The sequence below is a fragment of the Eubacterium barkeri genome (assembly GCF_900107125.1).
Taxonomy (GTDB): Bacteria; Bacillota; Clostridia; order Eubacteriales; family Eubacteriaceae; genus Eubacterium_O; species Eubacterium_O barkeri.
In genome coordinates this window covers 69,066-95,042 of record NZ_FNOU01000009.1, presented here as the reverse complement: position 1 = coordinate 95,042, position 25,977 = coordinate 69,066, and the positions used below count along the sequence as shown (strand labels likewise).

The following is a 25,977-nucleotide window of genomic DNA, read 5'->3' as shown; positions in this document are numbered from 1 at the left end:
CACCACCATCGTCTACCGCCGGAGTGAAGTCGAACTTCCCGCCCGGGTCGAAGAAGTCCACCACGCCAAAGAAGAAGGCATCGAATTCCACCTCCTCACCAACCCCAAGGAAATATTAGTAGGTGAAGACGGCTGGGTCACCGGCCTGCGCTGCGTAAAAATGGAACTGGGGGAACCCGACGACTCCGGCCGACGCCGCCCCGTGGAAATCCCCTGCAGCGAGTACGACATCGACGTCGACACCGTCATCATGAGCCTGGGGACCTCCCCCAATCCCTTAATCTCCAGCACCACCGAGGGCTTAGAGATTAACCGCTGGCAGTGCATCGTCGCCGAAGAAGGCACCGGAAAAACCAGCCGGGAAGGCATCTACGCCGGCGGAGACGCCGTCTCCGGCGCCGCCACCGTCATCCTGGCCATGGGGGCTGGGAAGGAAGCGGCTGCGGCTATTGATACGTATCTAAAAGCGCCACATATAATTTAAGTATATCATCCTACACTACAGAGCAATAATCCCTTACGTAAAAAAGGTTACCTGCATTATGGCAGGCAACCTTTTTTATAACTTTATTTTACTTCTGATTTATAATCTTCTATGCAGTTTCCATATTTTCTTCTATTTGACTCTGGCTGCTTTTCCATTTGTTGTATTTCATCGTCTTGTATACGCCTAAGGCGACTTCCAGGATGATGAGTACGATGGGCAGCGACCAGAACAATGGGGAACTGGTTTCATGGGCACCTAAGAGCGGTATAACGGAAAAGACGATGATGGATCCTGTGGCAATAGCCATGGTCGGTGGATCCACAAATCCTTCGCCATAAACCATGAAGGTTTTGGAGAGGTAATCGCCCAGGAAGGCGGAGAGGATACCGAAGGCAATCCCCCAAACCAGACAGGCTTCTAATGAGCCGCCATTTAGGAAGATGACCCGGGCCATATAGGCTGCCACAAATCCAATATGATGGAAGATGGGAATCGGACAGCCGGACAAATAGGTGAAGAATGCAACCACAGCCACACACCACACGGGGAAGATGGACGCATCGATCAATGCCGTATTTCCGGTTGTTCCAGCCAAGCTGCACATCAAATACACGAAGTAAGCAGCAATACCACCAAATACCATCCCCGTTAATAATAATTGTACGCCACCAGAAATGGTCTGATAGGGGACCCAGACATCTTCTTTAACATCGGCGACGGAATAACGGCGGCCACCTTCTGGCACTGCACCCAAAAGTCCTTCTTTCAGACCCTTACGGGCAAACAGCACACGGCCGAGCAGGGAGATGATGAAGACCGTCATGGCAACCGTGTCCAGGCCACCAGCAAAGAAGGTGGACAGGAAGACATTGATATACCAGCCAAGGATGGCGAACACACCACCAACCACCAGGACATCCACCCGTTTCAGAGAAGCCAACGGCGTGACAATATCCTTGCTGTCAGGGAGATAGCCCCGCATTTTGGCGTAGGCTGCTGCACAGCAGGCAGGTGCGAAACAAATGTGTGGTCCTAAGAAGAAGCCAAAACCAACATCGGCCACCCAGTTAAAATCGGAACCGCAGATATTGGCAGCTGCCCCGACAAGAACAACTAATGCACAAAGGATGATATTCGGGAAAGCCCCGAGGGCTGACCCGATTACTCCAACACAAAAGGCTAAGAAAATCGTAATTAACGGACTCATCGCGCCACCTATAGCTTGAAGGCGGTATAGCCATCATCCGCCATAATGGTGGTCCCATTAATGGCAGATGCATCTTCCGTCGTGGCCAGATAAACCACCCCGGCAATCTGCGCCGGTGTCAGAATCTTATGCATCATATGCAGGGATTTGCCGTGTTCTTCGGCCTCCGGATCAGCATCCAGCACAGATTGGCACATCTGGGTAGCGACCCAGGCCGGCGCAACAGAGACCACACGGATGCCATATTGAGCCAGTTCCTTCGCTGCGGTTTGGGTGACCAGGCGTACTGCCCCCTTCGATGCGTGATATGCAATGGATTCCGTATTGACCAGATACCCGCATAGGGACCCGATATTGACAATCACGCCCTTGCGTTCTGTCATCAACGGTGCGATGTATTTCATCATCTGAATCGTCCCCAACACATTGATATTAATGGTCTTTGCGACTTCCTTCATATCTAAATCGAAAAAGTCGACACGGGTACCGGTCACGCCGGCATTATTGACCAAAACATCCACTGCACCATAGGTTTCCTTAATGATTGTTGCGACGTTCTGGCAATCTTCTTCATTGTCAACGCTCGCCTTTATCCACTTGGCTTCGCCTTTTTGATTTAATTTACGTTCAGCTTCTTTTCCTTCCCCTTCTCGCCGGCTTAAAATCACAACCGCAAAGCCCTCTTTAATGAATTTTTCCGCGATTGAAAAGCCAATTCCTTCTGATCCTCCAGTAACGACTGCTACTTTTTTCATAATATTCCCTTTCTTTTCTTAATGCTGTTACTCCCTCAGTAAACGATGGCTTTGTCAGGACTAGTGCAGGCCGGGATCACCAGTGTTCATCCACATGTGGATGGCTTTGACCTCCTGGAATTCCTCTAAACCATAAATTCCCAGTTCCCGACCCTGGCCGGACATTTTGTAGCCGCCCCAGGGTGCATGGTTGAAGGCCCAGTTAAACATATTAATCCAGACAATCCCCGCACGGATTTCCTTGGCAACACGGTAGGCCTTGCTGGCATTTTCTGTAAACACACCGCCCGCGAGGCCATAGCGGGTATCATTGCCTTTTACAATGGCTTCTTCTTCTGTCTTAAAGGTTTGAATGGTCGCCACCGGTCCGAAGATTTCTTCCCGCACGATTTTCATATCCGGCGTGCAGGCATCAAAGACGGTGGGGCGGACGAAAAAGCCATTGGCACATTCGCCATCCGAGACGGCATAACCGCCAGCGACACATTTGGCACCTTCGGCTTTGCCACTTTCAATATAACCCAGGATGGTGTCCAGCTGACCCCTGGAAACAACCGCGCCGATATCCGGATTATTGGTTCCAATACCAACGGTCATGCGCTCTGTTTTTTCAATGAGGATCTTGAGGAATTCATCGTGGACGGATTCTTCTACAAACACGCGGGAGCCGGCGCAGCAATTGGCACCCTGATTGGTAAAGCAGGTTTCCATGACCCATTGTGCCGCAGAATCGATATTCGCATCGGCAAATACGATTGCCGGAGATTTGCCACCAAGTTCCAAACCGACACGCTTCATATTGACAGCGGCCGTCCGGGCGATATCCTGACCGACTTCCGTACTCCCCGTCATTGTAATCATATCCACATCGACGCTTTCAGCCAATTCCTGACCAACTGTTGCACCTGAACCCATAACCAAATTCACTACGCCACGGGGGAAACCAACTTTGTCGAAAATTTCAAAAATTCGGATGGCCGTCAGGGGTGTCAATGATGCTGGTTTGAATACGATGCTGTTCCCAGCAGCCAAGGAAGGTGCCATTTTCCAAGCCCCCATTAGTGCCGGTACATTCCACGGGGCGATAAGCGCGCAAACCCCGATGGGTTCCCGTACAGTGATGGACTGGATGGCTTCGCCCATTTCCATGGGATTGACTTCCCCTTCCGGTGCCTGTATTAAGCTGGCATAATACCTGAATGTTCCGATTGCCATGCCGATATTTCCCTGGGCATTGGCCACCGTCATCCCTGTATTCATTGACTCTAAAAGACATAGCTCGTCAGTGATTTTTTCCATCTCATCGGCAACTTGATTTAACACATGTGCCCGGGCGATGGGAGACATCCGCCGCCATTCTCCTGCTCCGTAAAAGGATTCCTTAGCCGCTGCAATGGCCCTTTGGGTATCCTCTACCGAACCATTAGCGACCTCTGCGATGACCTCCTGGGTAGCCGGATTAATGATTTTACGCGTTTTTCCTGAAGCAGCATCCACCCATTCTCCATTGATATAATTCTTTTTGATTTCCATTGTTCTTCTCCTAAACATATGCGTTATACGTCACGGTGATATAATCCTTGATTTCTTCTAACGTTGGCATCTTTGGTGCATTTTGGATTGCAGCGTCATCCGGCAGATATTTAGCAACGCTTAGGCAATCCTCCAGAGAATATCCCTGGCTTTTAGCTGTGGGCAAATCAATTTCGCGCATTAAGTCACCAACACGTTTAGCCATGAGGTCGGCCAGCTGATCTGATGGGATATCGTCCTCAAATGGGATTCCCATGGCCTTAGCCACTAGCTTTGCGTCTTCCGGGCAATGTTTGCCGGCATAATACATGGCGCCAGGAAGACCCCAGGCACATCCTAGACCATGGGGGATATGGAACATCCCACCAAAGCATTGTGCCCAGGCGTGACCCATTTGGCAACCACATACAGTAATGGCCATACCTCCGAGATTGGCCGCATAGGCCAATTTTTCACGCGCTTCTTCATTTTCAGGCTCTTTTACCGCGACAGGCAGCCATTTCATGACGATCCGAATGCCTTCTTCTGCGAAGGTATAAGCATAGGGATTCCAATTTTTTGATGTGATAGCTTCTGCACAATGCGCTAATGCATCCATCCCTGTTGCTGCGGTTTGGCCTTTGGGTAGGGTATAGGTCAATACCGGATCGACTAGCGCCAAGTCTGGTGCATACTCCGGAACTTTTTTAATTCCTGTTTCTGAATCGGCAATAACCAGATATTGTGTGTTTTCGCTTCCCGTCCCAGCCGTTGTAGGAATGGTGATGAGTGGGATCCCACGCTTAACTGGCGGTGCTAAATAATATTTATTGATGGGGCCTTCATTCCCAGTCAGCAGGGCAATGGCCTTTGCTGTATCCAGACTGCTGCCGCCTCCAACAGCAACAATTCCATCCACCTTCTCCGCCTTTGCAAAATCACCGCCAGCGTCGCAGGTGTCCGTCGGTGCATCAATGGCGACTTTATCAAAAACAACAACTTGGAGACCAGCGTTTTCCAATTGTTGCTGGACTTTAGTCGCAATCCCAAATTTTATGAGATCGGCTTCTGTCACTAACATAACCTTCGACATTCCAAGCTCTTTTGCTTTTTCCCCCACTAATTCCGATGCCCCTGTACCAAATAATGTTGGGCAAAAAATATTCCAACTTGCAACCTTCATAATTACCTCCTCTTTTAACTTAAACTATTTTTAAATCTGCTGATTTGTCATTATTATATAGGGATGTAATCGAAATATCATTATCTCAAAAAGCCAAAATACGACAATGGATTTTTCATTATTTGAAAAATTCTATTCATCTTCCATATTTAAAAGACGAAAAGATAAATACAGATGATATTTCAACTCGACTTCCTTGAGATTAATTTCTGCAATCTCTTGTATCATCTTAATACGGTATTTTATGCTGTTGTAGTGAAGGCCCAGGACTGCAGCGGTATCTGCCTTATTGCCAAAACAGTAAAGATACTTTTTCAGACTGATGAGGTAATGCGTATTAAAACGTTGGTCATAATCTTTTAAAAGCCATATAGCCGGGTGTATATAGTGATCAACGGGATAGCTTTCTTTTGCAAAAGAAAGAATAGCATCAATAACGACGTTCTGATAGTAACTCAGACCGATTTCACCACTACTTTTGTGGATGGCATAGCGCGCCTGACGATAAAATTCGAAGGTCCGTTCCGCATCCCGGTACACCATGCTGATACCCGCAATCAATTGATTGGTCTCACAGAATAACTGAAGGGTATCTCGAATGGTAGACAACATTCTTTCCGGAATACTATCATATGCCATCACAATCACGACAGACCCTTTAAATACGACGCTATGATGACAGGGAAGAAGTGTTTTTAAGCGATTGACGATTAATTCACCAGGTAAATTATTCCCCGATAAATTAACTTCCTGCCCTTTCTTATCTACTGTATCCAACACAATCAAGACCTTCTCAGCACCAAGGCTTAACGCTTTATATCTTTTACAAATCTTTTGGCTTTCAGTCAATTGATTTGCTTGTAGAAGTTCATATAAATACATATCATAAGTGCTGCCATTGACAGCGTTAAAGAATGTATTGTTTTGTACGAAAATCCCAACGGCTTGACTTGCCGCTTCTAAAATGAGGGGATCCTCCGCCTTGAAAGGTTGGTTATAATCATAAACCCCTAAAAATCCCCGGTATCTTCCTTTACAATACAGTGGCATCCGCAAACATGAATAGCCTTCGGGAATCGGACTTTCAATGGGTTCACCTTCTTCGCTGTGAAGCGCTTCGATTATTCGATTTTCTTGCATAGAACGGATAATTTCATCCGATACATACCGTTGGCCAATGCTTAAATCCCATAAATCATTATTTAAAGGCGTCAGTTGCGTACTAGCAGATAAAATTCTAAAATTCGCATCAACAAGGACAACCGGATTATCCAGAAAAGTGGTGACCATATTAACGATCTTTTGGATATCTGAATCCTCTGCCATCATCCTGAGTAAGATTTGATAAATTTTTGCGAGTTCCATTCAACCTCTCCTATCCTTTATAAAACTCAATCACAAACGGCTTCTTCAATAATAAAATCTATTGTAAGATTTTATTACTTATTAATCTATATCATTTGATACAAATATGATATGCTTTTATGGAGACACGCAGGCGTAGATTCCAAAATAAGATTATAATGAGGTATGAAAAATGCGAACGCCACAATACTATATTGAAAATACTTTTTTGGACCATTATTCAGATATTTTGTCCGTTGGGACGATCGTGGAGTTTGAAGCCAATGTACTGCTCAATCCCTTGAATGAACGTATGAATGAGTTGTATTATATGTTGGAAGGGAAGAGCGAACTTGGTATGCTCAATGAAAAAGGTGATGAAAAAATCATTTGGTTTTTAGGGGAAGGCTGTCTTTTTCCTCTGTACAGTCCTATGCACTGGGAGTATATCATCGAAACAGATACCCTCTTTCTACGATCCATAACAAGAATAAAGGCCATTAAAATCACCCAGAAGCAATTTAAGGATTTAGTTCGGGAAAATGTCGAAATGTCTTTTTCGATGTTGGATCAATACGCTGATCTCTGCGACTTATTGCTCTACGAGGTCATGAACCATTCCTATGAAAATGCCTTTACAAAGGTTTGTAGTTTCTTATGGATTTATAACCAGCGTCTACAGACAAAAGGCATTGAAATGACCCAAGAAAAAATCGCCCTAACCATTGGTACAACACGGCTCAATGTCTCTAGGGCTTTGAAAAATCTTAGAGAACAAAATATCATTGAAACAAACCATAAACAAATCCTCATTCATAATGAACAAGCTCTTAAAAAATTATGTAAAAGAGAAATTTTAGAGGATTTCGATTCTAAAAAAAGCACTTCAGATAGGATTATTCCTAAATAAAATTAATTCTATTTAATAAAAAAGCAAGATTATCCAATTGAACATTCTTGCTTTTTTCATTATTCATTTCACCCACCGAATATAATCTGCCTTCCGGGGCGCCGCTTCCTTCATTGGCCCATCGGCATAGCCCAGGGTGCAATGGCCCACACCGATGTAATCCCCGGTGATGCCCCATTTGGCCAAAAGGGCTTTGCCCTCGTCACAGTCAAATTCTTCTTCGGCCCGATTGATCCAGCAAGAGGCGATTCCCAGGGCGTGGGCGGCATTCATCAGATTCCCCATGACCAGGCTGCCGTCCTTAATGGCGTTGGCATTGGTCCGGTCCGCCAGTACGATGACGATGGTGGGGGCTCCGTAGAAGGGATCGGTCCCCGGGGCGCCAAAGAATTCCGCGTTCATTCGGGTCAGCTGCGCAATGGTATCCGCATCCTGAACCACCACCATAATGGGGGATTGCAGACCACGGGCTGTGGGGGCATAGGTGCCCGCCTTTAAAATGGTGTCGAGGACCACGGGGTCCACCTGGTCTTTCTTATACTTCCGGCAGCTGCGGCGGGTCATTAAATCCTTTATGGTATCCATTTTCGATTATCCTCCTCGGTATTGTGATTAGTCTTTATTGTAACACTTTTTCTGAAAAGTTATCCACATTTTCTGCCAAAATGTGGATAACACCCATGTGTCCCTCACCTCCGCTTACTTTCTCTGCACAAATCAATGAACAACTGCATCAATGGGCTGATCCACTTGTTTTTATGATGCCCGCAAACCGCTGAAATCTCCCGGCCCATCAGGTCGGTGGGCAGCTCCGCCAGGGTACCGCCCTCCAGCTCCTCCTGCACTGCAAATCGGGGAAGATAGGAAACCCCCATATGACTGGCCACCAGGTTTTTAATGGTTGGGATACTCCACAGCTCAATGGTGTGGTCCAGCACAATGGATTTTTCCCGCAGATAGGCCTCGAAGATCTGTCTGAAAATACAGCTGGGCTCATTGATGATGAAGGGCACAGGAATCTGCTGGTCCGAGGTGATGAAGTCGGGATACTGGGCTTTTAGTTCCGGGGATGCCACCAGCGCCAGGGAGCAGCGTGTCATGGGCCAGGTCACCAGGCTTGTTCCAAAGCCGCCCACGTCGTCGTAAAAAACACCAAGATCCAGTGTACCGTCCATCAGTGCATCCCGGATATCATAGCAATTCATAGAGCGCAGAAATAAGCGGGCCTTGGGCGCTTGCCGATGAAATTCTTTTAAGACTGCAGGCATGCGGTAGCACAGCAGCGTCTCACCAATGCCGATGCGCAAATCACCCTGACATTCTGTCAGATCGTCTTCAAAGTTCTGCAACCGCGTAACCGAGGTGAGCACATCCTCCACATAGGGCAGGAGATGCTCACCCGCCTGGGTGATGACCATTTTTCTGCCAATCTTTTCAAAAAGATGGGTGGACAGCTCCTGCTCAAGCTGGGCAATTTGAAAGGTTATGGTGGACTGGGCATAATTCAGGCGCTTCGCCGCCTTGGAAAAACTGCCTTCCTCCGCGATGACCCGAAAGGTATTGAGGTATTTTAAATCCATCATCTGGCTCCAATCCTTCGATAAAATCGAATTATTTATTCTATACTTTCAATTTGATTAAATCATCTGATGGCTGTATTATAGACCTAGAATCGGAGGTGCGCAAGTGTTATTGTCCATTATTATTTCCTACCTGCCCTATACCTTGGTGACGGCCTTCACCCCGGGACCCAACAACATCGTCGCCCTTTATGCCATCAGCCATGGGGGATGGCGCCGGGGAAGAACACCCTCCTGGGGATTGGCCTTGGCTTTTTATGTGTGATGGTTCTTTGTGCTTTGTTCTGCTACGAGCTGGCACAGCTCATCCCCTCAATGGTGGGGATGCTCAAATATATCGGTGCGGCCTATATCGTCTATTTGGCCATCCATGTCGCTTTGAGCAAGCCAGAGGACGGCGGAGGGGAGCCCGTGTCCTTCATGAAGGGCTTCCTCCTGGAATTCGTCAATGTGAAGATTATCCTCTACGCCATTACGGTTTATACCGGCTATGTAATGCCCTATACGACAGATCTTGGCGTACTGCTCATCCATGCCGTCGTCCTGACAGCCATTGGGGTGGCCGGAAATCTGGCATGGGCGGCGGCAGGGGGGCTCTTCCAGACCTTCCTGACGAAGCATTACCGTCTCTTTAATGGCCTGATGGCCCTGGTGCTGCTTTGGTGTGCCGTGGCTCTGGCCTTTAATCTTTAAGGCGTATGCAACCCATCCCCATGACCCTTGGGCGCAAAATGATTTTTTCTGTAATACAATAATGGCATCATACCGCTTGTGCGGCAGATGCCATAAAAAAGCCTATTTATTTAAATAAACCCGTCTCAGTTGCGGACCATCGGGTACCGGGGCCTACACCATCAATTCACAGATGAGATTGGAGAAGGCCACGGGGTCTTCGATGGCCATACCTTCAATTAAGAGGGCCTGGTCGTAGAGGAGCTCGGCGTATTTTTTCAGCCGGGCATCGTCCTTGGCTTCGGCGGCTTTTTTCAGACCGGCGAAGACGGCGTGGTCCCCGTTGATTTCCAGGACCTTTTGGGCCTTCATCATCATATCCGGGGTCTGGCCCATGGCCTTGGCCTGTTCGGCCAGAACCTTTTCCATTTCCAGGGAGAGGCCTTCGCCAGTGGCGAAGCACACGGGGTGGGTCTTTAAGCGGGTGGAGAGTTTGACTTCGGCCACCTTATCCCCCAGGGCTTCCTTGACAGCGGTTAAGATGTCCTTGGATTCTTCGTTCTTTTCTTCCGCTGCTTTCTTTTCTTCTTCGGTGAGCTCGATACCTAAATCATCATCAGCCACGGATTTGAATTCCTTTTCGTCGTAGCTCTGGAGGACCTTGAGGGCGAATTCGTCCACTTCTTCGGTGCACAGCAGAACCTCGTAGCCCTTGTCCATGAGCATTTCAATCTGGGGCATCTTTTTGATTTTATCCACAGATTCCCCGGTGGCGTAGTAGATGTACTTCTGATCTTCCTTCATCCGTTCCACGTATTCCTTGAAGGTGGTGGGTTTTTCTTCGGTGGAGCTGGCGAAGAGGACCAGATCCTGGAGCTTGTCCTTATTGGTGCCGAAGTTATCGTACATCCCAAATTTCAGGCGGAGGCCGAAGTTTTTGAAGAAGGCTTCATAGGCTTCCCGGTCCTTGAGCATCCATTCCTTTAATTCGGAGATGATCTTCTTTTCCAGACGCTGGGCGATGGCCTTGAGCTGGCGGTCCTGCTGGAGCATTTCCCTGGAAATATTGAGGGAGAGGTCCTGGGAGTCCACAAGGCCGCGGACAAAGCCGAAGTAATCCGGCAGCAGGTCTTCACATTTATCCATGATAAGGACCCCGGAGGAGTAGAGCTGCAGCCCCCGCTTGAAGTCCTTGGCGTAGAAGTTATAGGGCACCTGGGAGGGGATGAAGAGCAGGGCATTGTAGGATAACAGCCCTTCCACGTTGGTGGAGATAATCTTGGCCGGGTCGGCGTAGTCGTAGAACTTATCCTTATAGAACTGGTTGTACTCGTCGTCCTCCACCTCGCTGCGGCTGCGTTTCCAGATGGGTACCATGGAGTTGATGGTTTCATCTTCGTAGTACACATCGTACTGGGGTTCGTAATCGTCTTTTTCCTTTTCTTCATCGGTGGCTTCGATGAGGCTGCGCTTTTCCACATTCATGACGATGGGGTAACGGATGTAGTCGGAGTAGCGTTTAATGAGTTCCTTCAGACGCCATTCGTCCAGATACTCGGAGTATTTTTCGTCCTCTGTATCGTCCATGAGCTCTAAGGTGATTTCAGTACCGACCCCATCCTTGTCACATTCGGTGATAGTGTAGCCATCGGCCCCTTCGGATTCCCAGAGATAAGCCTGATCGCTGCCGTCCGCCTTGGTGCGTACCGTAATTTTTTTGGACACCATAAAGGCCGAGTAGAAGCCTACCCCAAACTGGCCGATGATGTCCATGACATCGGTGCCGTCCTGTTCGGCGTTTTCGGTTTTAAAGTCCAAGGAACCACTCTGGGCGATAACGCCCAAATTGTTTCCCAGTTCCTCTTCGGTCATCCCGATCCCATTATCGGAGATGGTGAGGGTACGGGCATCCTTATCCGCGGCCACACGAATCTGGTAGTCGCTGCGGCTTAAACCGGATTCTCCGGTCTTGAAGTAACGCTTGTCGATGGCATCGCTGGCGTTGCTGATGATTTCCCGGAGGAAGATTTCCTTGTTGGTGTAAATGGAATGGATCATGAGGTCCAATAAACGTTTGGACTCGGCCTGGAATTGTTTCTTTGCCATATGTTTCACTCGCTTTCTTTATATAATCTGTTTTTTAGTCAAAATTATTAGCACTCTTTATCATTGAGTGCTAAAGCTATTGTAAGGCATTTTGAGTGAAAAATCAATATTTTTCCATCATTCTTAACCCGAATTTCAGATTTATTTCAGAAATTTCGTTATTCACTTTAAATAAACCAAGCTCCAATTCTAATGATTTAAGGATAATTTATAATAAAGGGTTCTATGATGACAAAAATGACTTTTTTTGATAAAATGAAATCATCATCATTGATCTTCATAATAGACAAGGCAAAAGCGTAAGACCCCATGTTTGAACGATAAGAAGGGAGGGGCACAGGACTCAATTTTTCGATGGCTGTCTTTGTTTTCCAAGATATGGAGGTTGATTACCATGTTAAAATCCTTTACTCGTAATTATCAGGATGATTCTACGGATGCAGGCTTTCAATTCACCTTTTATTGTGATGTCTGTGGCGATGGCTACAAAAGCACCTTTATTGAATCGAAAACCTATAAGCAGGGTCAAGGGCTCCGGGGAATTTCCAAGGGGCTGGATGTCTTTGGACAGTTTGTTGGAGGCCGGCTGGGTAATGTTGGCTATTCCCTGGAACGGGGGGCCAGCATGCTGTCTGAACGCTTTGATGGCATGTCTCCGGACTGGCAGCGGGAGCATGAGGAGGCATTCTTCTCAGCCCAGGAAGAGGCTCAGGCCCATTTTCATCGCTGCCAAGGCTGTAATAATTACGTCTGCGATACCTGCTTTAACGAAGAGGCCGCCCTGTGCACCAATTGCGCGCCCCGCCAGGATGTCTATGTGGCCAAGGCCCGGGCAGAGGCCATGCGCCGCAATATTGATGAGGCTGGAGCGGAAGCTTCGGTGTGGGCGGGGGAGATTGAGCACAAGGCGACGGTCTGCCCGTCCTGTGGCAAGCCCGCAGGCAGCGGCAAATTCTGCAGCCATTGCGGTGCGCCCATGGGACTGCCCAAATGTCCCGGCTGCGGTGCCCCTGTGGCCAATGGCCTGAAGTTCTGCCCGGAATGCGGTGCCAAGCTGACTGCGTCTGCCCCTGGGCTGTGCGAAAAATGCGGGACACAGAACGCCCCAGGGACAAAGTTCTGTGGAGAGTGCGGCAATAAACTCGTCTGATGCCTTGAAATGTGCGCAGAAAAAAACAGAGCCGATGACCATGCCATGAAGCAATGGTCATCGGCTCTGTTGTAAGTCAAGGCAGGCGCAAATCCGGTTATCCATAGATGGACATCGGTTCACTGTCTATCCTTGGGTAAAATGAATTGATTTAATACCTCAAACACGGTTTTCGGTTCAACCGGTTTTGCAAGATGTGCGTTCATGCCTGCACGCAAGCTTTTTTGCACATCCTCCGCAAATGCATTGGCCGACAGTGCCACAATCGGAATGGTTTTGGCCTGGGGATGATGACTTTCGCGGATGGCCATGGTTGCCTCATAGCCGTTCATTTGCGGCATTTGAATATCCATTAGAATTAAATCAAAGGTTCCTGCATCACTTTTTGTAAATTTTTCATAACCGACCTGGCCGTTTTCTGCAACCGTGACCCTTGCTTGCACCTTTTTCAATATTTTCTCGATGACTTTTTGATTAACCGGATGATCCTCACAGAGCAAAATGTGTTTTCCTGTCAGATCCACGGTGCCTTGCGCTGCGGATTGCCGTTGCTCCTTTGCCTTTTCATTTGAGTCTGCGATGTGGAGCGGCAGTTCTACAACAAAAGTGGTGCCCACGCCTTCTTCGCTTTTCACCGAAATGGTACCGCCTTTCAGATCAAGAATTGCTTTTGCAATGGAGAGCCCCAGCCCTGTCCCTTCAATTTTAGACGTCAAATCGGTCTCGCCGCGGTAAAAGGGTTCAAACAAGCGCTCCTGCTTTTCCGGACTGATCCCGATACCTGTATCTGCTATTTCGAATCTGTACACACCTATCCCGGGCTTGCCTGAGGGATGCTCCGTGATGCGATAAGAAATGACACCTCCAGCAGGGGTGTACTTAATGGCATTGGACAGGATATTATCAAGAGCGCTGTGGATGCGCGCAATATCACCAATACAGGAATCGTGGGTAACATCGATATCAAGATTAAATTTTTGCTGTTTTTGTCGGGTTAAACTCTGATAGCTTGCAGCCGTTTCCTGTATCTGCCCGGTCAGTGAAAACGGCTCATTCACCATTACCATTTTCCCGCTTTCAATGCGGCTCATATCCAAAATGTTGTTGATTAGGGAAAGCAGCAGCGAAGAGGAGGACTGTATGGTTTCCAGACTCTCATGGACTTGTTTCGCATCCTGCTCATCCTCGAGTGCAAGTTCACACATGCCGACAATTGCATTCATTGGCGTGCGGATGTCATGGCTCATGGCCGACAGAAAGTCGGATTTTGCATGGTTGGCCTGCCTTGCAACCTCAAGTGCCTGGCTCAATTTTTCGTTCTTTTCCGCCTCTTCTTTCAGAATGGCGGTCACATTGATGCGCGTCAAAATATAGATGTTATTTTCCATATCATAGGGCACAAAGCGGCTTTTCACGGTACCGATGGTCCCATCCTTTTCCACGGTTTTCGTCAGGAACTCGTAGAAACCATTTTGAACAACAGCCGCCATCACATTTCCCGGATCTGTATGAAGCAGGAACGCCTCTCGTTCCCCGGGGAGCACCACATCCTTCGCATAGCTCTGCCTGATTTCTTCATAATCCAGCAAGCCGTCATGTTCCTTTGAGCGGCCTTCGCCATAGTACATTATTTTTCCGCAGCTGAAGCTCACACTCGATATGCTCTCATAATCATAGGTCGTCGAAGAACGCAAAACCTCCTCCGCCATTTTTTGCTGATGAATATCATAGCAATACTCGAACAGAATGGTTTCCCCGGTATTGGGCTCACAAACCAGATGGAGAACATTCCGGACCCATATAATCTGCCCGGTGGGCATTTTTCTGCGATACTCCAAAGAAAAGTCGATATTGCCTTGCTGGAGCTGGGCGTTCAGGTAATCCGCATCGTTTAGCCCCAGGAATTGCTCGCGGCCTTTCTCATCAACAATTAACCGCTCAACCAGCGCAATGGAATCTGCCATTGTTGAGCGTGTGGGATCGCTGTTCTCAAAAACATCGGCATACTTATACTCTAATGTTTTACCGGTATGCAAGTTAAATTCCGCATGAAGCAGTAAGCCTTTTTCACCAAGCAATGCCTTTTGCTTTTCCATTTCATATTTTGCCTGTAAGGCCTTTTGTTCATCAATCACACGCGCCGTGCACACAACAATGCTGCTTTTTTCATCCTCGTCCGGCAAATTGGTAAACCGGAATTCCGCCCAGTGTGTGCTGCCGTCCTGAAGTGCAATCTGTGCTTCAAAAACCACGTGTGCATTCTTTTCTTCGGCCTGTGAAACGGCCTCGCGATAGGCGGCTTCATATTCGGGCATAATAAAGCCCAAATCCAGCCAGGAGTGGGGATAATTATCAAGAACAGCCGGTACCATAGAATCGCCTGAACATCTGGGACTAAGAAATGCTTGGCCGGTGGAGGGATCATAGGACCAATACCACAGGTCGGCATGCTCCGTGGCCGCATCTAAGGCCCGTTCACTGGCCCGGAGCTTTTGAGCAATCCGTCGCTCCTGCGTAATATCTGTATAGTGCACATAGATAAAGCTTGTGCCGTCCGGCTGACAAATGGTATTTCCCTGCACACAAATCCAGCGATACGCCTTGGTTTTAGCATTGAGCAAACGGCAGGTATACTCCGATTTTCCGTTCCTTTTCACAGCGTCTTCCACAACGCGCCGTGCGCCGGATAAATCGTCCGGATGAATCATCTCAAAATTCATTCCCTTAATGCTGGCCAGATGTGCCTTTGCATCAATGCCAAGTGTTTCGGAAAACTGCTCGCTGACCACCATGGGAAGCAGCTTGACCCCATTCCAGCGATAGAGGCAGATCCCACCCGGCACATTGTGAATCACATCCCGCAGCTGTTGCTCCTGCTGCATTTGCGTCGTCACATCGCTGTAGGTCGCATAGATTGTCGCCATACCGTCAGACAGACGCAGTGCATTAATCTCTAACCGTACACTCTTTGTTTTGCCGTTTACCAAGGTGATGCGAAGCGTTCCCTCGGCATGGTCTTTCCCACCCAAAAGCTCCTGGGTCATGCGTGCCACCGTTTTTAAATCTTCCGGGTGAACACCCACTGTCAAATCTGACTGGTAGCGTGCTCTCAGGTTTTCCTCGGTGTCTTCAAACAGCCTGCAAAATCCCTCATTCATATACTGGATTTCATAGGTCCCATCGGTGGTGCTTGCCCTGGACACAATGATGCCGCAGGATATGTTTTGCACCAGATCCTTCAGCTGCTCCTGTGCTTTCTTTTCGGCAGTGATATCCGTGAGATACTCGACACGGGCTTCTCTTCCGGCCCACTGCATCAGCTTGCCACGAGCCATCAGGTATTTATCGATGTGGGGAAGATAGTAGATATTTTCTTTATCTCCCCCTTTCTCATACTCGGCGCGCTCACAGAAAGAGCAGGGTTCATCATAACCAAGCAAATACTCATAACATACCTTGCCCGTATAGCTGCTATCTTCAATTTCCAACATCTTTCGAACTGCCGGATTGATATAAAGCAGCTCACGCGTTGCATTGTCACTGACGATAATCCCGATGCTTGAATCTTCCGTCAGGCTGTTCATCAGTTTTCTTTGCTGGGGCATTTCTGTAAACGCCGCATGGATAATCGGATAGCCATCCTCTATACCGGTCCGTTTAAAGCTGCCGCTAATCCACACGTACTCACCATCGATATGTGGAATGCGATAATCCAGAGATACCACTTCATCGCTACCTGCTGCTTTTTGAAAAGCGGCAAATACCTTATCCGCATCCTCAGGGCAGACAGACTTTTCAAGGCCACTTTGCACCAGCGCCTCAAATTCTGCAGGTGAGTGGCCGGAAAGTACACAAACGCCCTTCGAAAAATAGATCATCTGATAACGGCCGTTGACCTGTTTGTAAAGCGCCACACCGCCGGGCATGGCATTTATCAAATTGTCCAGCTGTGCCTGCTTCTCATGCTCGGGCGTAATGTCATAGCATACTGAAATGATGATATCTTTGTCCTTTTCATCGAGGGTCCTCTGCCCGATGTCATGTAACCAGATATAGCTGCCGTCTTTCCGCTTCATGCGGTAATCCACCGCATAACGATTGCCTTCCGTCAACTGTTCTGCTATGGCCTGATAGACAGCATCACGCTCACTGGGATGAATGGCGTTAATAATCATGCCGCCAATTGCAGAAACAAATTCGCTTTCATTGGTGTAGCCCAAATAGTCCAGCATCCGCTGATTGATAAAATAAAAGGGTAAGTCCTTTTGCAGATATGCGCCAGTCAGTCCGCCGGGGATGGTCGATGCGACCAGCTTGCGCTTCATTTGCGCGATTTCCTCTTTATGCTTTGCAATGGGGTAGAACTCATCCGCTTGCTGCGCAGCATCTGCCACCGAAAGGTGCATGGAGCAGAGCTTCTCCACGCCATCCTCCATTCTGGATGCGGCGGTGGCGCGAACTAAAAGCGGCACGCCCTCGTTTTCCAGCACTACACGGAGAAAGGCCACCCCAGTAGATTCTGATGTCGGCGTATAATTCTCCTGCAGAATTGTCATTTGATAGGGGGTGGGCATCGCTTTGATCTCACTGCGCACGTAGCGTTCCGCTTCCTCAATGGAGTGAACATCTTCATGGTCAGAGGTGCCAAACCACTGAATATCCTGCGTTAATACTGAAAGTGTCTTTTGGCAGTCTCTTTCCACAAAGTCCCAACTGCAGAAGGCCTTTAATAGAGATAAGGTGTTTTCCATTCTAACTCTCCTTGGAATGACCCGGTTCGTATCGGGATTGATTGTCATGACGGCTCTATGGTCCCCATCAAATACTCCAACAGCGTATCATACAGCAGCCGGGGATTCACCGGTTTTGCCAAATGTGTATTCATCCCGGCGTCAATGGATTTCTCAATATCTTCAGGATAGGCGTTGGCGCTCATGGCAATGATGGGAATCGTTTTTGCATCTGATCGGTTTTGGGCACGAATTGCCTTGGTTGCCGCTAATCCGTCCATTTTTGGCATCCGGATATCCATCAGAATCAAATCAAAAGCATGGGTGCTGCTGTGTTCAAATGCGGCCACGCTCTCGTATCCGTCTTTTGCCCATTGAACCGCGCCTCCGGCTTTCTGAATCATTCGCATTACAATCTCAGCGTTCAGCGGGTGGTCTTCACAGAGCAGGATGTGCTTGCCCTTCAAAAAATCATTATATTTTTCATCGTGCATGGTCTCCTTTTTGCAGCTTTCCGCAACTTCACTTTCCGGCACAATCTCAAAATCAATATAAATGGTGAAGGTCGTGCCGACACCGACCTCACTGTCGACTTCAATGGTTGCGCCCATCATGTCCAGCAGATTTTTGACGATGGACAGGCCCAGTCCCGACCCGGCATACTTCATCGTCATTTCATTGGCTTCCTGCATAAACGGAGCAAATAATTCATTCTCCACAAAATCACGGCTCATCCCAACGCCTGTATCGGATATGGTAATCTTGTCGTGGACCATATCCTCCGTGCGGGAAAGCACCTCAAGGGAGAATACGACCCTGCCGCCTTCTGGCGTAAATTTAATGGCGTTGGACAGCAAATTCAGAACAATCTGACGGACGCGAATGGGATCCACACGGATGTAAGACGATGGGTTTGCGTTATTGGCCCGGATAATCAGTGATACGTTTTTCTCCTTGGCCGAAAGCTGGACCATATCCAGACATTCTGTGAGCAAATCTTCCGTTTTGCACACCCTGGGCTCCAATGTCATTCGCCCGGACTCGATGCGCTGAATATCCAGTGTGTCGTTAATCAGGCTGAGCATATATACACCGGACTGACGTATCTTTTCCATATCTTCATGTAATTTTTCCGGATCATTTTCTCCAACGGACAGCTGCGTAATTCCAAGAATTCCATTCATCGGTGTCCGCATATCATGGCTCATGCGCGAATAAAACTCGGACTTTGAATGCGTCGCTTTTTCGGCGGCAATGAGCGCAATTTTCATTTTTTCCTGATACCGCTGCGCATTCCGAAGATTGCGCTCTTTAATCAAATATAGGGAAAGCAGCTGTGACAGAAAAATCAGGCCGTCCAGCTCGTCACCATCCGCGTTCCAATCCGGGCGTTTACTGGTGCAGTCATCAAACCCGACAAAGCCGCAAAACTTATCCTTGTCAAACATGGCAAACTGGATGGTCGCACAAATCGATTGCGATTCAAACAGCTCCCGCTGAATATCCGGAAGCGTTGATGTATCGGGGCATACAAATTCTCCCGTTTCAGCAAAAAGCTGATCATATCCATATTCCGCATAGGACATATGCTGCAATTCATCAATCTGCGAAGCAACCCCATCGGCGCACCATTCATAGGTATTGTCACCGTATTGATTATCCTCGCTGTTTTCGAAAATATAGACTCTGCTGATGTAAAATTCTTTGCCAATCAGTGCAAGGGCATTATTAATCCCATCGTCCAAATTGCGGCTTCCGTATAAAGATTCAAACATCTTACGTTCAAAGGTTTTCTCTTTTGATGCATGCTTCATAGCGTACCTCCCTTCGGCCTGGGAGAAGATGCTTCCTTTTTCTGAAAGCTTCGTGCCAATGTCCCGAATAATTTTTGTGGTTCAATCGGCTTTGACAGATGGGCATTCATGCCATGGGCCAAAGCCATTTTCTTATCCTCGTCAAAGGCATTGGCCGTCATGGCGATAATCGGCACAGTCTGAGCATCAGCACGATTCAATGCCCGTATGGCATCTGCCGCCTCGTAGCCGTTTAGATTTGGCATGCGAATATCCATTAAAATCAAATCATAATAGCCCAAACGGGAGAGTTTGAACTTTTCCACAGCAATCTGACCGTCTTCGGCCTCTTCGACCTGTGCGCCCTTGTCCGTTAATAAGCGCACGGCAATTTCCCGGTTCAGGGGATGATCCTCCGTCAGCAAAATACGCTTTCCCCGGAAGCTGATGTCCGTTGCTTCTGGCTTCGGCTCTTCCGAAACGGGACGCATGCTATCGTACAATGTCTGTCGAAGCTCCGACATAAACATCGGTTTGCGACAAAATGCGGTAACGCCGGCTTCTCTGGCTTCCTTCTCCAGGTCGGAGTAATCATATGCCGTGAGAATGAAAATGGGGGTTTCAGCTCCGATGACATGGCGGATGCGCCGGGCGACCTCGATTCCGTTCATATCCGGCATGAGCCAGTCGATAATATAGGCCGCGTATCCACGCATCAGCTCCGAGGCTTTTTTTGCCTTCAAAACCGCCTCTTTTCCGGTCAGGGTCCATTCCGCATTCATGCCGATTTCGGTCAGCATGGTGGTGACGCTATCACAGGTGTCATAGTCGTCATCCACCACCAATGCACGCAAGCCGCAGAGCTTTTCGTTCTGGTTTTCAGTCTGTTCTTTTGTGGGAAGTCCAAAGCTGAGGCCCACCCGAAACTCGGACCCCTTGCCCAGCTCACTGGAAACAGAAATCGTACCACCCATCATATCGACGATATTCTTAACGATGGCGAGGCCCAGTCCGGTACCCTCTACGCTGTCCTTCTCGTTGTCCTGGACCCCGCGCTCAAAGGGTTCAAAAATATGTGCGGCATCTTCGGGCGAAATGCCACATCCCGTGTCCTTGACGGTAAACACATAGCTGCCAATGTCGGGGCTGGTTGACGGCTTTTGCTCAATACGGATGGATACCACGCCACCGGGCTTATTGAACTTAATCGCATTGCCGATGAGATTAAGAAAAATTTGATTGAGCTTCATGGAATCTGTCAGGATCTGCTCATCCCGGACATGGAAGGTATCTACAAACAGCTCCAGTTGGTTGGCCATGATCTGACTTTGCACCATATCCACCAGCTCATGCATCACAGCAGGCAGGTGACAGGGTGCCGACTGGAGGTGCATTTTGCCGCTTTCTATACGGCTCATATCCAGTACATCGTTGATGAGATTAAGCAGGTGGTTGCTGGAGGTCATGATTTTCGCCAGGCTGTCCTGCAGAACCTCCTTTTCATCCATATGGCTGGTTGCAATGGCGGTGAAGCCAATAATGGCATTCATCGGCGTCCGGATGTCATGGGACATATTCGACAGAAAATCCGTCTTAGCTTTGCTGGCGTATTGCGCTTGCTGCAGAGCAAGCTGCAGCTGTTTATGCTGCTCGACCGCCTCGCGCTCACGCCGCTTATTTTGAATGTGAATAAACACGATTAAAATGACAATCGTCATCGCCGTCCAAATCATGGAATAGCCATAAACCACAGCCTGAAGCATCGTTCCCGCAATGGGAAGGAGGATAATCAGACCAATCATGAAAAGCTCTCTCCGCTTGGAGACATCTTTTACCCTTCGGCGGACCACGAAGCACAGAACAATCGAGTAGCACAGCTGCACTAAATTGGAAATGACCACAAATGCATAGCCGGTACTGCGACAATACAAGCCATTGGCATCAATATAATAGAAAAGTCGCGTGGGTATGGCGACGAACATGGCTGCTGCGGTAATCAGGAAGAAGGCTGTACTGAGAAGATTCTTCTTCCCCGGCACGCCGGCATCATCATAAGCCAGATACTGAACATATTGGACCCAGCACCAACAAACGGCTGCGGAAACCATCAGATTCAAGCCATCTACAAGATTGGTGATTAAGGACAGACTTCCCGTCAGTTTTCCATCCAGCATCCAACCTGCCGTGTCCAGCAGATTCACGGCGATGACCGCAATCAATAATTGACTAAATAGCCTGCAATCCCTGAATTGATTGCGATCGGCAAATACTTTACTAAAAACAATCAAACTCAAGACAAGATTAAAAGCCCCCATTTGAAAATACATGGCGCCAAGCATAAAATTCCTCCTTTAGTTCTTTTCCATATATAACTGTCTGTACTAATTATATCATGATAAAGTTGAAAAAAACAGTTAAAGCCGCACATCGATGTGTTTTGGATATCATTTCATCCTCCATCTGTTCTGCTTTCAGCAGCCCATGCCGATGAGTGGCCATGGATACTGTAATGACCGTCGAAATCCAGCATCCTTAATCAAACCGTGTTTTATGGCACCTTTAAGCCCGATTCGCTATAGTAGGGGCAAATGAAAGGGTGGTGCTACGAACAATGAGTGTGAAAAACTGTCCCATTAACCCCTTAAAAATCGCCGTCATCGGCTGCGGTATGGTGGGCTCCTCCTCGGCCTTTGCCCTCATGCAGAGCGGCTTATTCTCTGAAATGGTCCTGATTGATGCCAATCATGCCCGGGCTGAGGGGGAGGCCATGGATTTAAGCCACGGCATGTCCTTCGGCCACCCCATGACGATTTACGCCGGGGATTACGATGATATCCCCGATGCCGCCATCATCATCATCACGGCGGGTGCGGCGCAAAAGCCCGGGGAAACCCGCCTGGACCTGGTGAAGAAAAATGTGGGGATTTTTCGCCATATTATCCCGGAGATTACCCGTCGTGACTGCCAGGGGCTGCTGCTCATCGTCTCCAATCCCGTGGATATCCTGACCTATGCGGCCATCCGCCTATCGGGCTTCCCTGAAAACCGGGTCATCGGTTCCGGAACGGTGCTGGATTCCGGGCGGTTCAAATATCTGCTGGGGCAGCATCTGTCCGTGGATAGCCGGAATATCCATGCCTTCATTGTGGGTGAGCATGGGGACTCCGAGCTGGCAGTTTGGTCCAATGCCAGCGTCTCCGGGGTGCCCATCCATGATTTCTGCGAGATGCGGGGCCATATGGACCACGATGGGGCCATGGAGCGCCTTTACCAGGATGTTAAAAACAGTGCCTACGAAATCATCGACCGGAAGGGGGCCACCTACTATGGTATCGCCATGGCCGTGAGGCGGATCTGCGAATCCATTGTCCGGGATGAAAAGTCTGTCCTCCCGGTTTCCAGCATGGTTCATGGGCAATACGGGATTGATGATATCGTTCTGAGTCTTCCTGCCATCCTGGGATCCGAGGGGGTGGAAACCATCGTCCCCATGTCCCTGGATGACCATGAACAGACCAAGCTACAGGCTTCCGCCAGGGTACTGAAGGCTATTGCGGAAGAACTCTTCGATTAAAAATTGCCCAAGGGTTAAAAATCTCTCCAGGAATGAGAAATTTACCCTCGTCAAAGGCGAAAGCTATTGATATAATAATAAAATTATCTGAGGGAGTTTAAAACAGGGGAGATATTACCATGTCTGCACATCAGCACTATTTTTTATACGATCGAGTTGCCGCCTTTTATGAAGCCTTTCTGATCCATCTTGACGTTGAAGGCGCTTTGGCCATCCTGTCCAGGGATGTCTGCGCCGTCAGTTCCGGCCGGGATGGGGTGAATCATAACTTTGACGAGGTGGCGGCCTCTCTGACCCAATCCATCGACCTTCTGGCCAAGGATGATGCCCACTACGATTTCATCATCCGGGGCTATTGCGAGATTCAGAATACAGCCGAGGTATGGACCTGCCTCTTCCAGCTCATCACGGTGAAGGTGGTGGGACCGGCCACCTTCCACTTCACCCGGCGGGCCACCTTTACCTTTAAGGCCGAGGAGAGCACCTATCGGGCCTGCGCCATCCACGTTTCCGCACCCACACTGCTGCTCCTGGAGGGGGAGGTTTATCCCCAAAAGTATACCCAGGACCTGCTCTCCGATACGCAGCTGAAGACGACCTCCCCCATCGACCTCTTTCACTCCCTCTCTGACGATATCCGAAAGGATCCCCTGACCCAAGTACTCAACCGAAAAGAAGCCACCCGCCTCATCAACCAATCCCTTCGTCGGGAGACCCAAAAGCTGGTTTTACTCATTGTGGATGTGGATAATTTCAAGACCGTTAACGACCAGATTGGCCACTACTATGGTGATATCGTCCTGGCACAGCTGGCCCAGGAGTTAAAAAACACCTTCCAGGCCACCGACGTGGTGGGCCGCATCGGCGGGGATGAATTCTTCGTCTTCCTGGAGGATTACAGCAGCCTGGAGGATGTCTATAAGAGCGCCCAACGCATCTGTACCCTCTTCGACCGTACTTATGTCGAGAATGGCGCCAGCGTCTCCATCTCGGCCAGCATCGGAATCGCCATTTCTCCGGAACACGGGGCCACCTTCGAGGACCTGTACCGTGCGGCAGATACGGCGCTCTATGCCGCAAAGGGGAAGGGGAAAGGGTCTTATGTGGTCTATCATCCCCAGCTGGAAAACGGTGGGATTTCTGCGTCCACTGGATGCGTTTCTATGGACTACTGGCTAAAGGGCTTCCCCGATGGCAAGACCAAATTCATCTTCAAGCTTTTGTACGGTGCCAAGGATTTCATGGCCAAAGCCCAGATAGCTCTGGGGATGATTGCCCAGCATTTTGACTTCAGCCGGGGATATCTGATGGAATTCAGCCCGGACGGACAATATTTAAGCAATACCCTGGAGTGGTGTGCCCAGGGAATTCAATCCCAGATTCAAAACTTCCAGCATATCCCTATTACCCACTTCGAAACCACTGTCAAGCTCCTCCGCCAAACCGGCCTCTTCATCATCACCAATGTGGATGAGCTGCCATCCGGGACTGAACGACAGGCCTACGCCGCCCAGGACATCCGATCCCTCATCCTTTTTGGCGTAAAGGACCGCGGTACGATCAATGCCTTGGTTGGTTTTGATGACTGCCTTAAAGAACGCACCTTCACTCCCGAGGAAATTGATGACTTGAGCACCCTTTCCCATCTGATAGGGGCCCTGCTTTTCTACAACCAGCGGAATGGGACTGATCAGATTGAAGCATAACAAGCCCGGGAGGCCACACTATGGCGATTACCATCAATGATTTACTCACTACCTGCCCATCCCTAAAGGATTCCCGGCTCGTTGCTGGCCGAGGCGGTCTGGACCATTTCGTCTCTTCGGTATCCGTTTTGGAATACGTGGACACCGATGCCACGGCGGACCAGCTCTATGCCCACCATGATTTCATCGGCGGGGAGCTTGTCATCAGCGGCTTTGTCGCCATTAAGGATGACATCCAGGCCCAATGTGATAATATCCGTCGCCTCAGCCAGTGCGGGGAATCCGGCCTCATCCTTTACTACGTCGGGGTCTTTCTCCCCGCCATTACGCCACCACTGATTACCCTGTGTAATACCCTGGATTTCCCGCTGATTTGTATGCCCGAGGGCCGGGTAGACCTCCGTTATGCCGCGGTCATCACCGATGTGATGGAGCAGATCTTTTTAGACCGTGGCCGGATGGCTGGACAGGGCCGGGCCCCTTCTGAAGATTTAGTCGCCGCAGAGCTGATCCGGGCCATCTTAAAGGATGATCCCCTGAAAATGCACCGCCTGGCCGATATCTTCGGGGTGGATGTGGCCGCCATCGAAACCCTTTGGATTTTGAAGGGTGCGGCCACCCGATCCGGGCGCAACCAGCTGAAGGTACTGGCCGCCGACCTGCTGACCCACCAGGTCCGGCCCTTCATTGCAGACAGCTACGAGGATATGGTGGTCCTCTTCATGGGAAACCTGGGAGCCGATGCCCCGGACCTTGCCCAGGCCCTGCTGGATGACTGCCAAGCCGCTGGGTTGACGGTCACCCTAAGCTGCTTCAGCCATCTCCAGGATACCCGATCAGCCCGACTTTCTTACCTCACCCATCAGAAGGCATTGTCCCCGGCCCGACGGGTCTTTCCCCGGAAATCCGTCTTCACCGGCGGCGATTTGACCTTCGTCCAGAATCTCTGCCAAACAGCCGAGGCAGGGGAGTCGCAGGTCAGCCAATTACTGACCGTACTGCTCCCCCTGGAAGACCATCGGGAATCCGGCATCCTATTGTCCACCCTGACAACCTACCTCCTGGACGAGGACAGCCGAATCCCGTCAACGGCATCGGCTCTTTTTGTCCATCCCAACACCATAAAATACCGTCTGCGAAAAATCGAGGGCCTGTTAGGGCATCCCCTCAAAAAAATGCCCGAAGCCCTGAGTCTCTATACCGCAGCGGCACTTCGCCGCCTCCTCCAGATTTAAGCTGCCCATAGGGCCGTACCCCTCCAGGGAGAG

Annotated in this window: 19 protein-coding genes; 8 read left to right on the top strand and 11 right to left on the bottom strand. The window is 49.2% G+C overall.

The genetic code is table 11. The features are described 5' to 3' along the window. Positions 1-484 (top strand): FAD-dependent oxidoreductase (locus BLU30_RS07140; RefSeq protein ID WP_176770858.1); only part of this gene is annotated, 484 nt, incomplete at its 5' end. A gap of 109 nt (positions 485-593) precedes the next feature. On the opposite strand, the gene BLU30_RS07135 is transcribed toward BLU30_RS07140, so the two are convergent. The 5 genes from BLU30_RS07135 to BLU30_RS07115 all read right to left on the bottom strand — a co-directional run bounded on the left by BLU30_RS07135 (position 594) and on the right by BLU30_RS07115 (position 6,509). Continuing rightward, positions 594-1,694, bottom strand: a complete 1,101-nt coding sequence (locus BLU30_RS07135) for a DUF7973 family transport facilitator (RefSeq protein WP_090244970.1) — start codon at positions 1,692-1,694, stop codon at positions 594-596. A gap of 8 nt (positions 1,695-1,702) precedes the next feature. Further along, on the bottom strand, positions 1,703-2,449 hold the full coding sequence (locus BLU30_RS07130) for an SDR family NAD(P)-dependent oxidoreductase (protein ID WP_090244967.1): 747 nt from the start codon (positions 2,447-2,449) through the stop codon (positions 1,703-1,705). 60 nt (positions 2,450-2,509) lie between these two features. Beyond that, positions 2,510-3,982 (bottom strand): aldehyde dehydrogenase family protein, encoded by a 1,473-nt coding sequence (locus BLU30_RS07125; RefSeq protein WP_090244965.1) that lies wholly within the window; start codon positions 3,980-3,982, stop codon positions 2,510-2,512. Positions 3,983-3,992: 10 nt separating this feature from the next. Beyond that, positions 3,993-5,144, bottom strand: a complete 1,152-nt coding sequence (locus tag BLU30_RS07120) for an iron-containing alcohol dehydrogenase (RefSeq protein ID WP_090244962.1) — start codon at positions 5,142-5,144, stop codon at positions 3,993-3,995. A 132-nt stretch (positions 5,145-5,276) separates the two neighbouring features. Then, entirely contained in the window at positions 5,277-6,509 is a 1,233-nt protein-coding gene (locus BLU30_RS07115) for a helix-turn-helix domain-containing protein (RefSeq protein ID WP_090244960.1), read from the bottom strand. Between the two features lie 247 nt (positions 6,510-6,756). On the opposite strand from BLU30_RS07115, the gene BLU30_RS07110 reads away from it, so the two are divergent. Further along, a complete protein-coding gene (locus BLU30_RS07110; protein ID WP_176770857.1) occupies positions 6,757-7,398 on the top strand; it encodes a Crp/Fnr family transcriptional regulator in 642 nt (213 codons plus the stop codon). Between the two features lie 63 nt (positions 7,399-7,461). On the opposite strand, the gene BLU30_RS07105 is transcribed toward BLU30_RS07110, so the two are convergent. Further along, positions 7,462-7,983, bottom strand: a complete 522-nt coding sequence (locus tag BLU30_RS07105) for a nitroreductase (protein ID WP_090244953.1) — start codon at positions 7,981-7,983, stop codon at positions 7,462-7,464. 104 nt (positions 7,984-8,087) lie between these two features. Further along, on the bottom strand, positions 8,088-8,981 hold the full coding sequence (locus tag BLU30_RS07100) for a LysR family transcriptional regulator (protein WP_242873537.1): 894 nt from the start codon (positions 8,979-8,981) through the stop codon (positions 8,088-8,090). Between the two features lie 103 nt (positions 8,982-9,084). On the opposite strand from BLU30_RS07100, the gene BLU30_RS14225 reads away from it, so the two are divergent. Both BLU30_RS14225 and BLU30_RS07095 read left to right on the top strand, forming a co-directional pair. After that, positions 9,085-9,243 (top strand): LysE family translocator, encoded by a 159-nt coding sequence (locus tag BLU30_RS14225; protein WP_176770856.1) that lies wholly within the window; start codon positions 9,085-9,087, stop codon positions 9,241-9,243. Further along, positions 9,189-9,671 (top strand): LysE family translocator, encoded by a 483-nt coding sequence (locus tag BLU30_RS07095; RefSeq protein WP_176770855.1) that lies wholly within the window; start codon positions 9,189-9,191, stop codon positions 9,669-9,671. Before BLU30_RS14225 ends, BLU30_RS07095 begins: the two co-directional genes overlap by 55 nt. A 153-nt stretch (positions 9,672-9,824) precedes the next feature. On the opposite strand, the gene htpG is transcribed toward BLU30_RS07095, so the two are convergent. Next, on the bottom strand, positions 9,825-11,756 hold the full coding sequence (gene htpG / locus BLU30_RS07090; protein ID WP_090244944.1) for a molecular chaperone HtpG: 1,932 nt from the start codon (positions 11,754-11,756) through the stop codon (positions 9,825-9,827). Between the two features lie 394 nt (positions 11,757-12,150). Between htpG and BLU30_RS07085 the strand changes: the two genes are divergently transcribed. After that, on the top strand, positions 12,151-12,906 hold the full coding sequence (locus tag BLU30_RS07085; protein ID WP_090244942.1) for a zinc ribbon domain-containing protein: 756 nt from the start codon (positions 12,151-12,153) through the stop codon (positions 12,904-12,906). Between the two features lie 119 nt (positions 12,907-13,025). Here BLU30_RS07085 and BLU30_RS07080 read toward each other — a convergent pair whose 3' ends face one another. The 3 genes from BLU30_RS07080 to BLU30_RS07070 are packed head-to-tail and all read right to left on the bottom strand — an operon-like array spanning position 13,026 to position 21,768. Then, positions 13,026-17,657 carry a PAS domain-containing protein gene (locus tag BLU30_RS07080; protein WP_176770854.1) on the bottom strand — a complete coding sequence of 1,544 codons (4,632 nt, stop codon included), beginning with the start codon at positions 17,655-17,657 and terminating at the stop codon, positions 13,026-13,028. A gap of 44 nt (positions 17,658-17,701) precedes the next feature. Next, the gene (locus tag BLU30_RS07075) at positions 17,702-19,450 is read right to left on the bottom strand and encodes an ATP-binding protein (RefSeq protein ID WP_090244936.1); all 1,749 of its coding nucleotides are present in this window, start codon (positions 19,448-19,450) and stop codon (positions 17,702-17,704) included. Further along, positions 19,447-21,768: a hybrid sensor histidine kinase/response regulator gene (locus BLU30_RS07070; RefSeq protein ID WP_090244933.1), complete on the bottom strand. Its 2,322-nt coding sequence runs from the start codon at positions 21,766-21,768 to the stop codon at positions 19,447-19,449. Before BLU30_RS07070 ends, BLU30_RS07075 begins: the two co-directional genes overlap by 4 nt. 272 nt (positions 21,769-22,040) lie before the next feature. Between BLU30_RS07070 and BLU30_RS07065 the strand changes: the two genes are divergently transcribed. The 3 genes from BLU30_RS07065 (at position 22,041) to BLU30_RS07055 (ending at position 25,944) form a co-directional block, all read left to right on the top strand. Further along, positions 22,041-23,003 carry an L-lactate dehydrogenase gene (locus tag BLU30_RS07065; protein WP_090244931.1) on the top strand — a complete coding sequence of 321 codons (963 nt, stop codon included), beginning with the start codon at positions 22,041-22,043 and terminating at the stop codon, positions 23,001-23,003. A gap of 119 nt (positions 23,004-23,122) precedes the next feature. After that, on the top strand, positions 23,123-24,709 hold the full coding sequence (locus BLU30_RS07060; RefSeq protein WP_090244929.1) for a diguanylate cyclase: 1,587 nt from the start codon (positions 23,123-23,125) through the stop codon (positions 24,707-24,709). A gap of 20 nt (positions 24,710-24,729) precedes the next feature. Further along, positions 24,730-25,944, top strand: a complete 1,215-nt coding sequence (locus tag BLU30_RS07055) for a PucR family transcriptional regulator (protein WP_090244926.1) — start codon at positions 24,730-24,732, stop codon at positions 25,942-25,944. Positions 25,945-25,977: the final 33 nt, after the last annotated feature.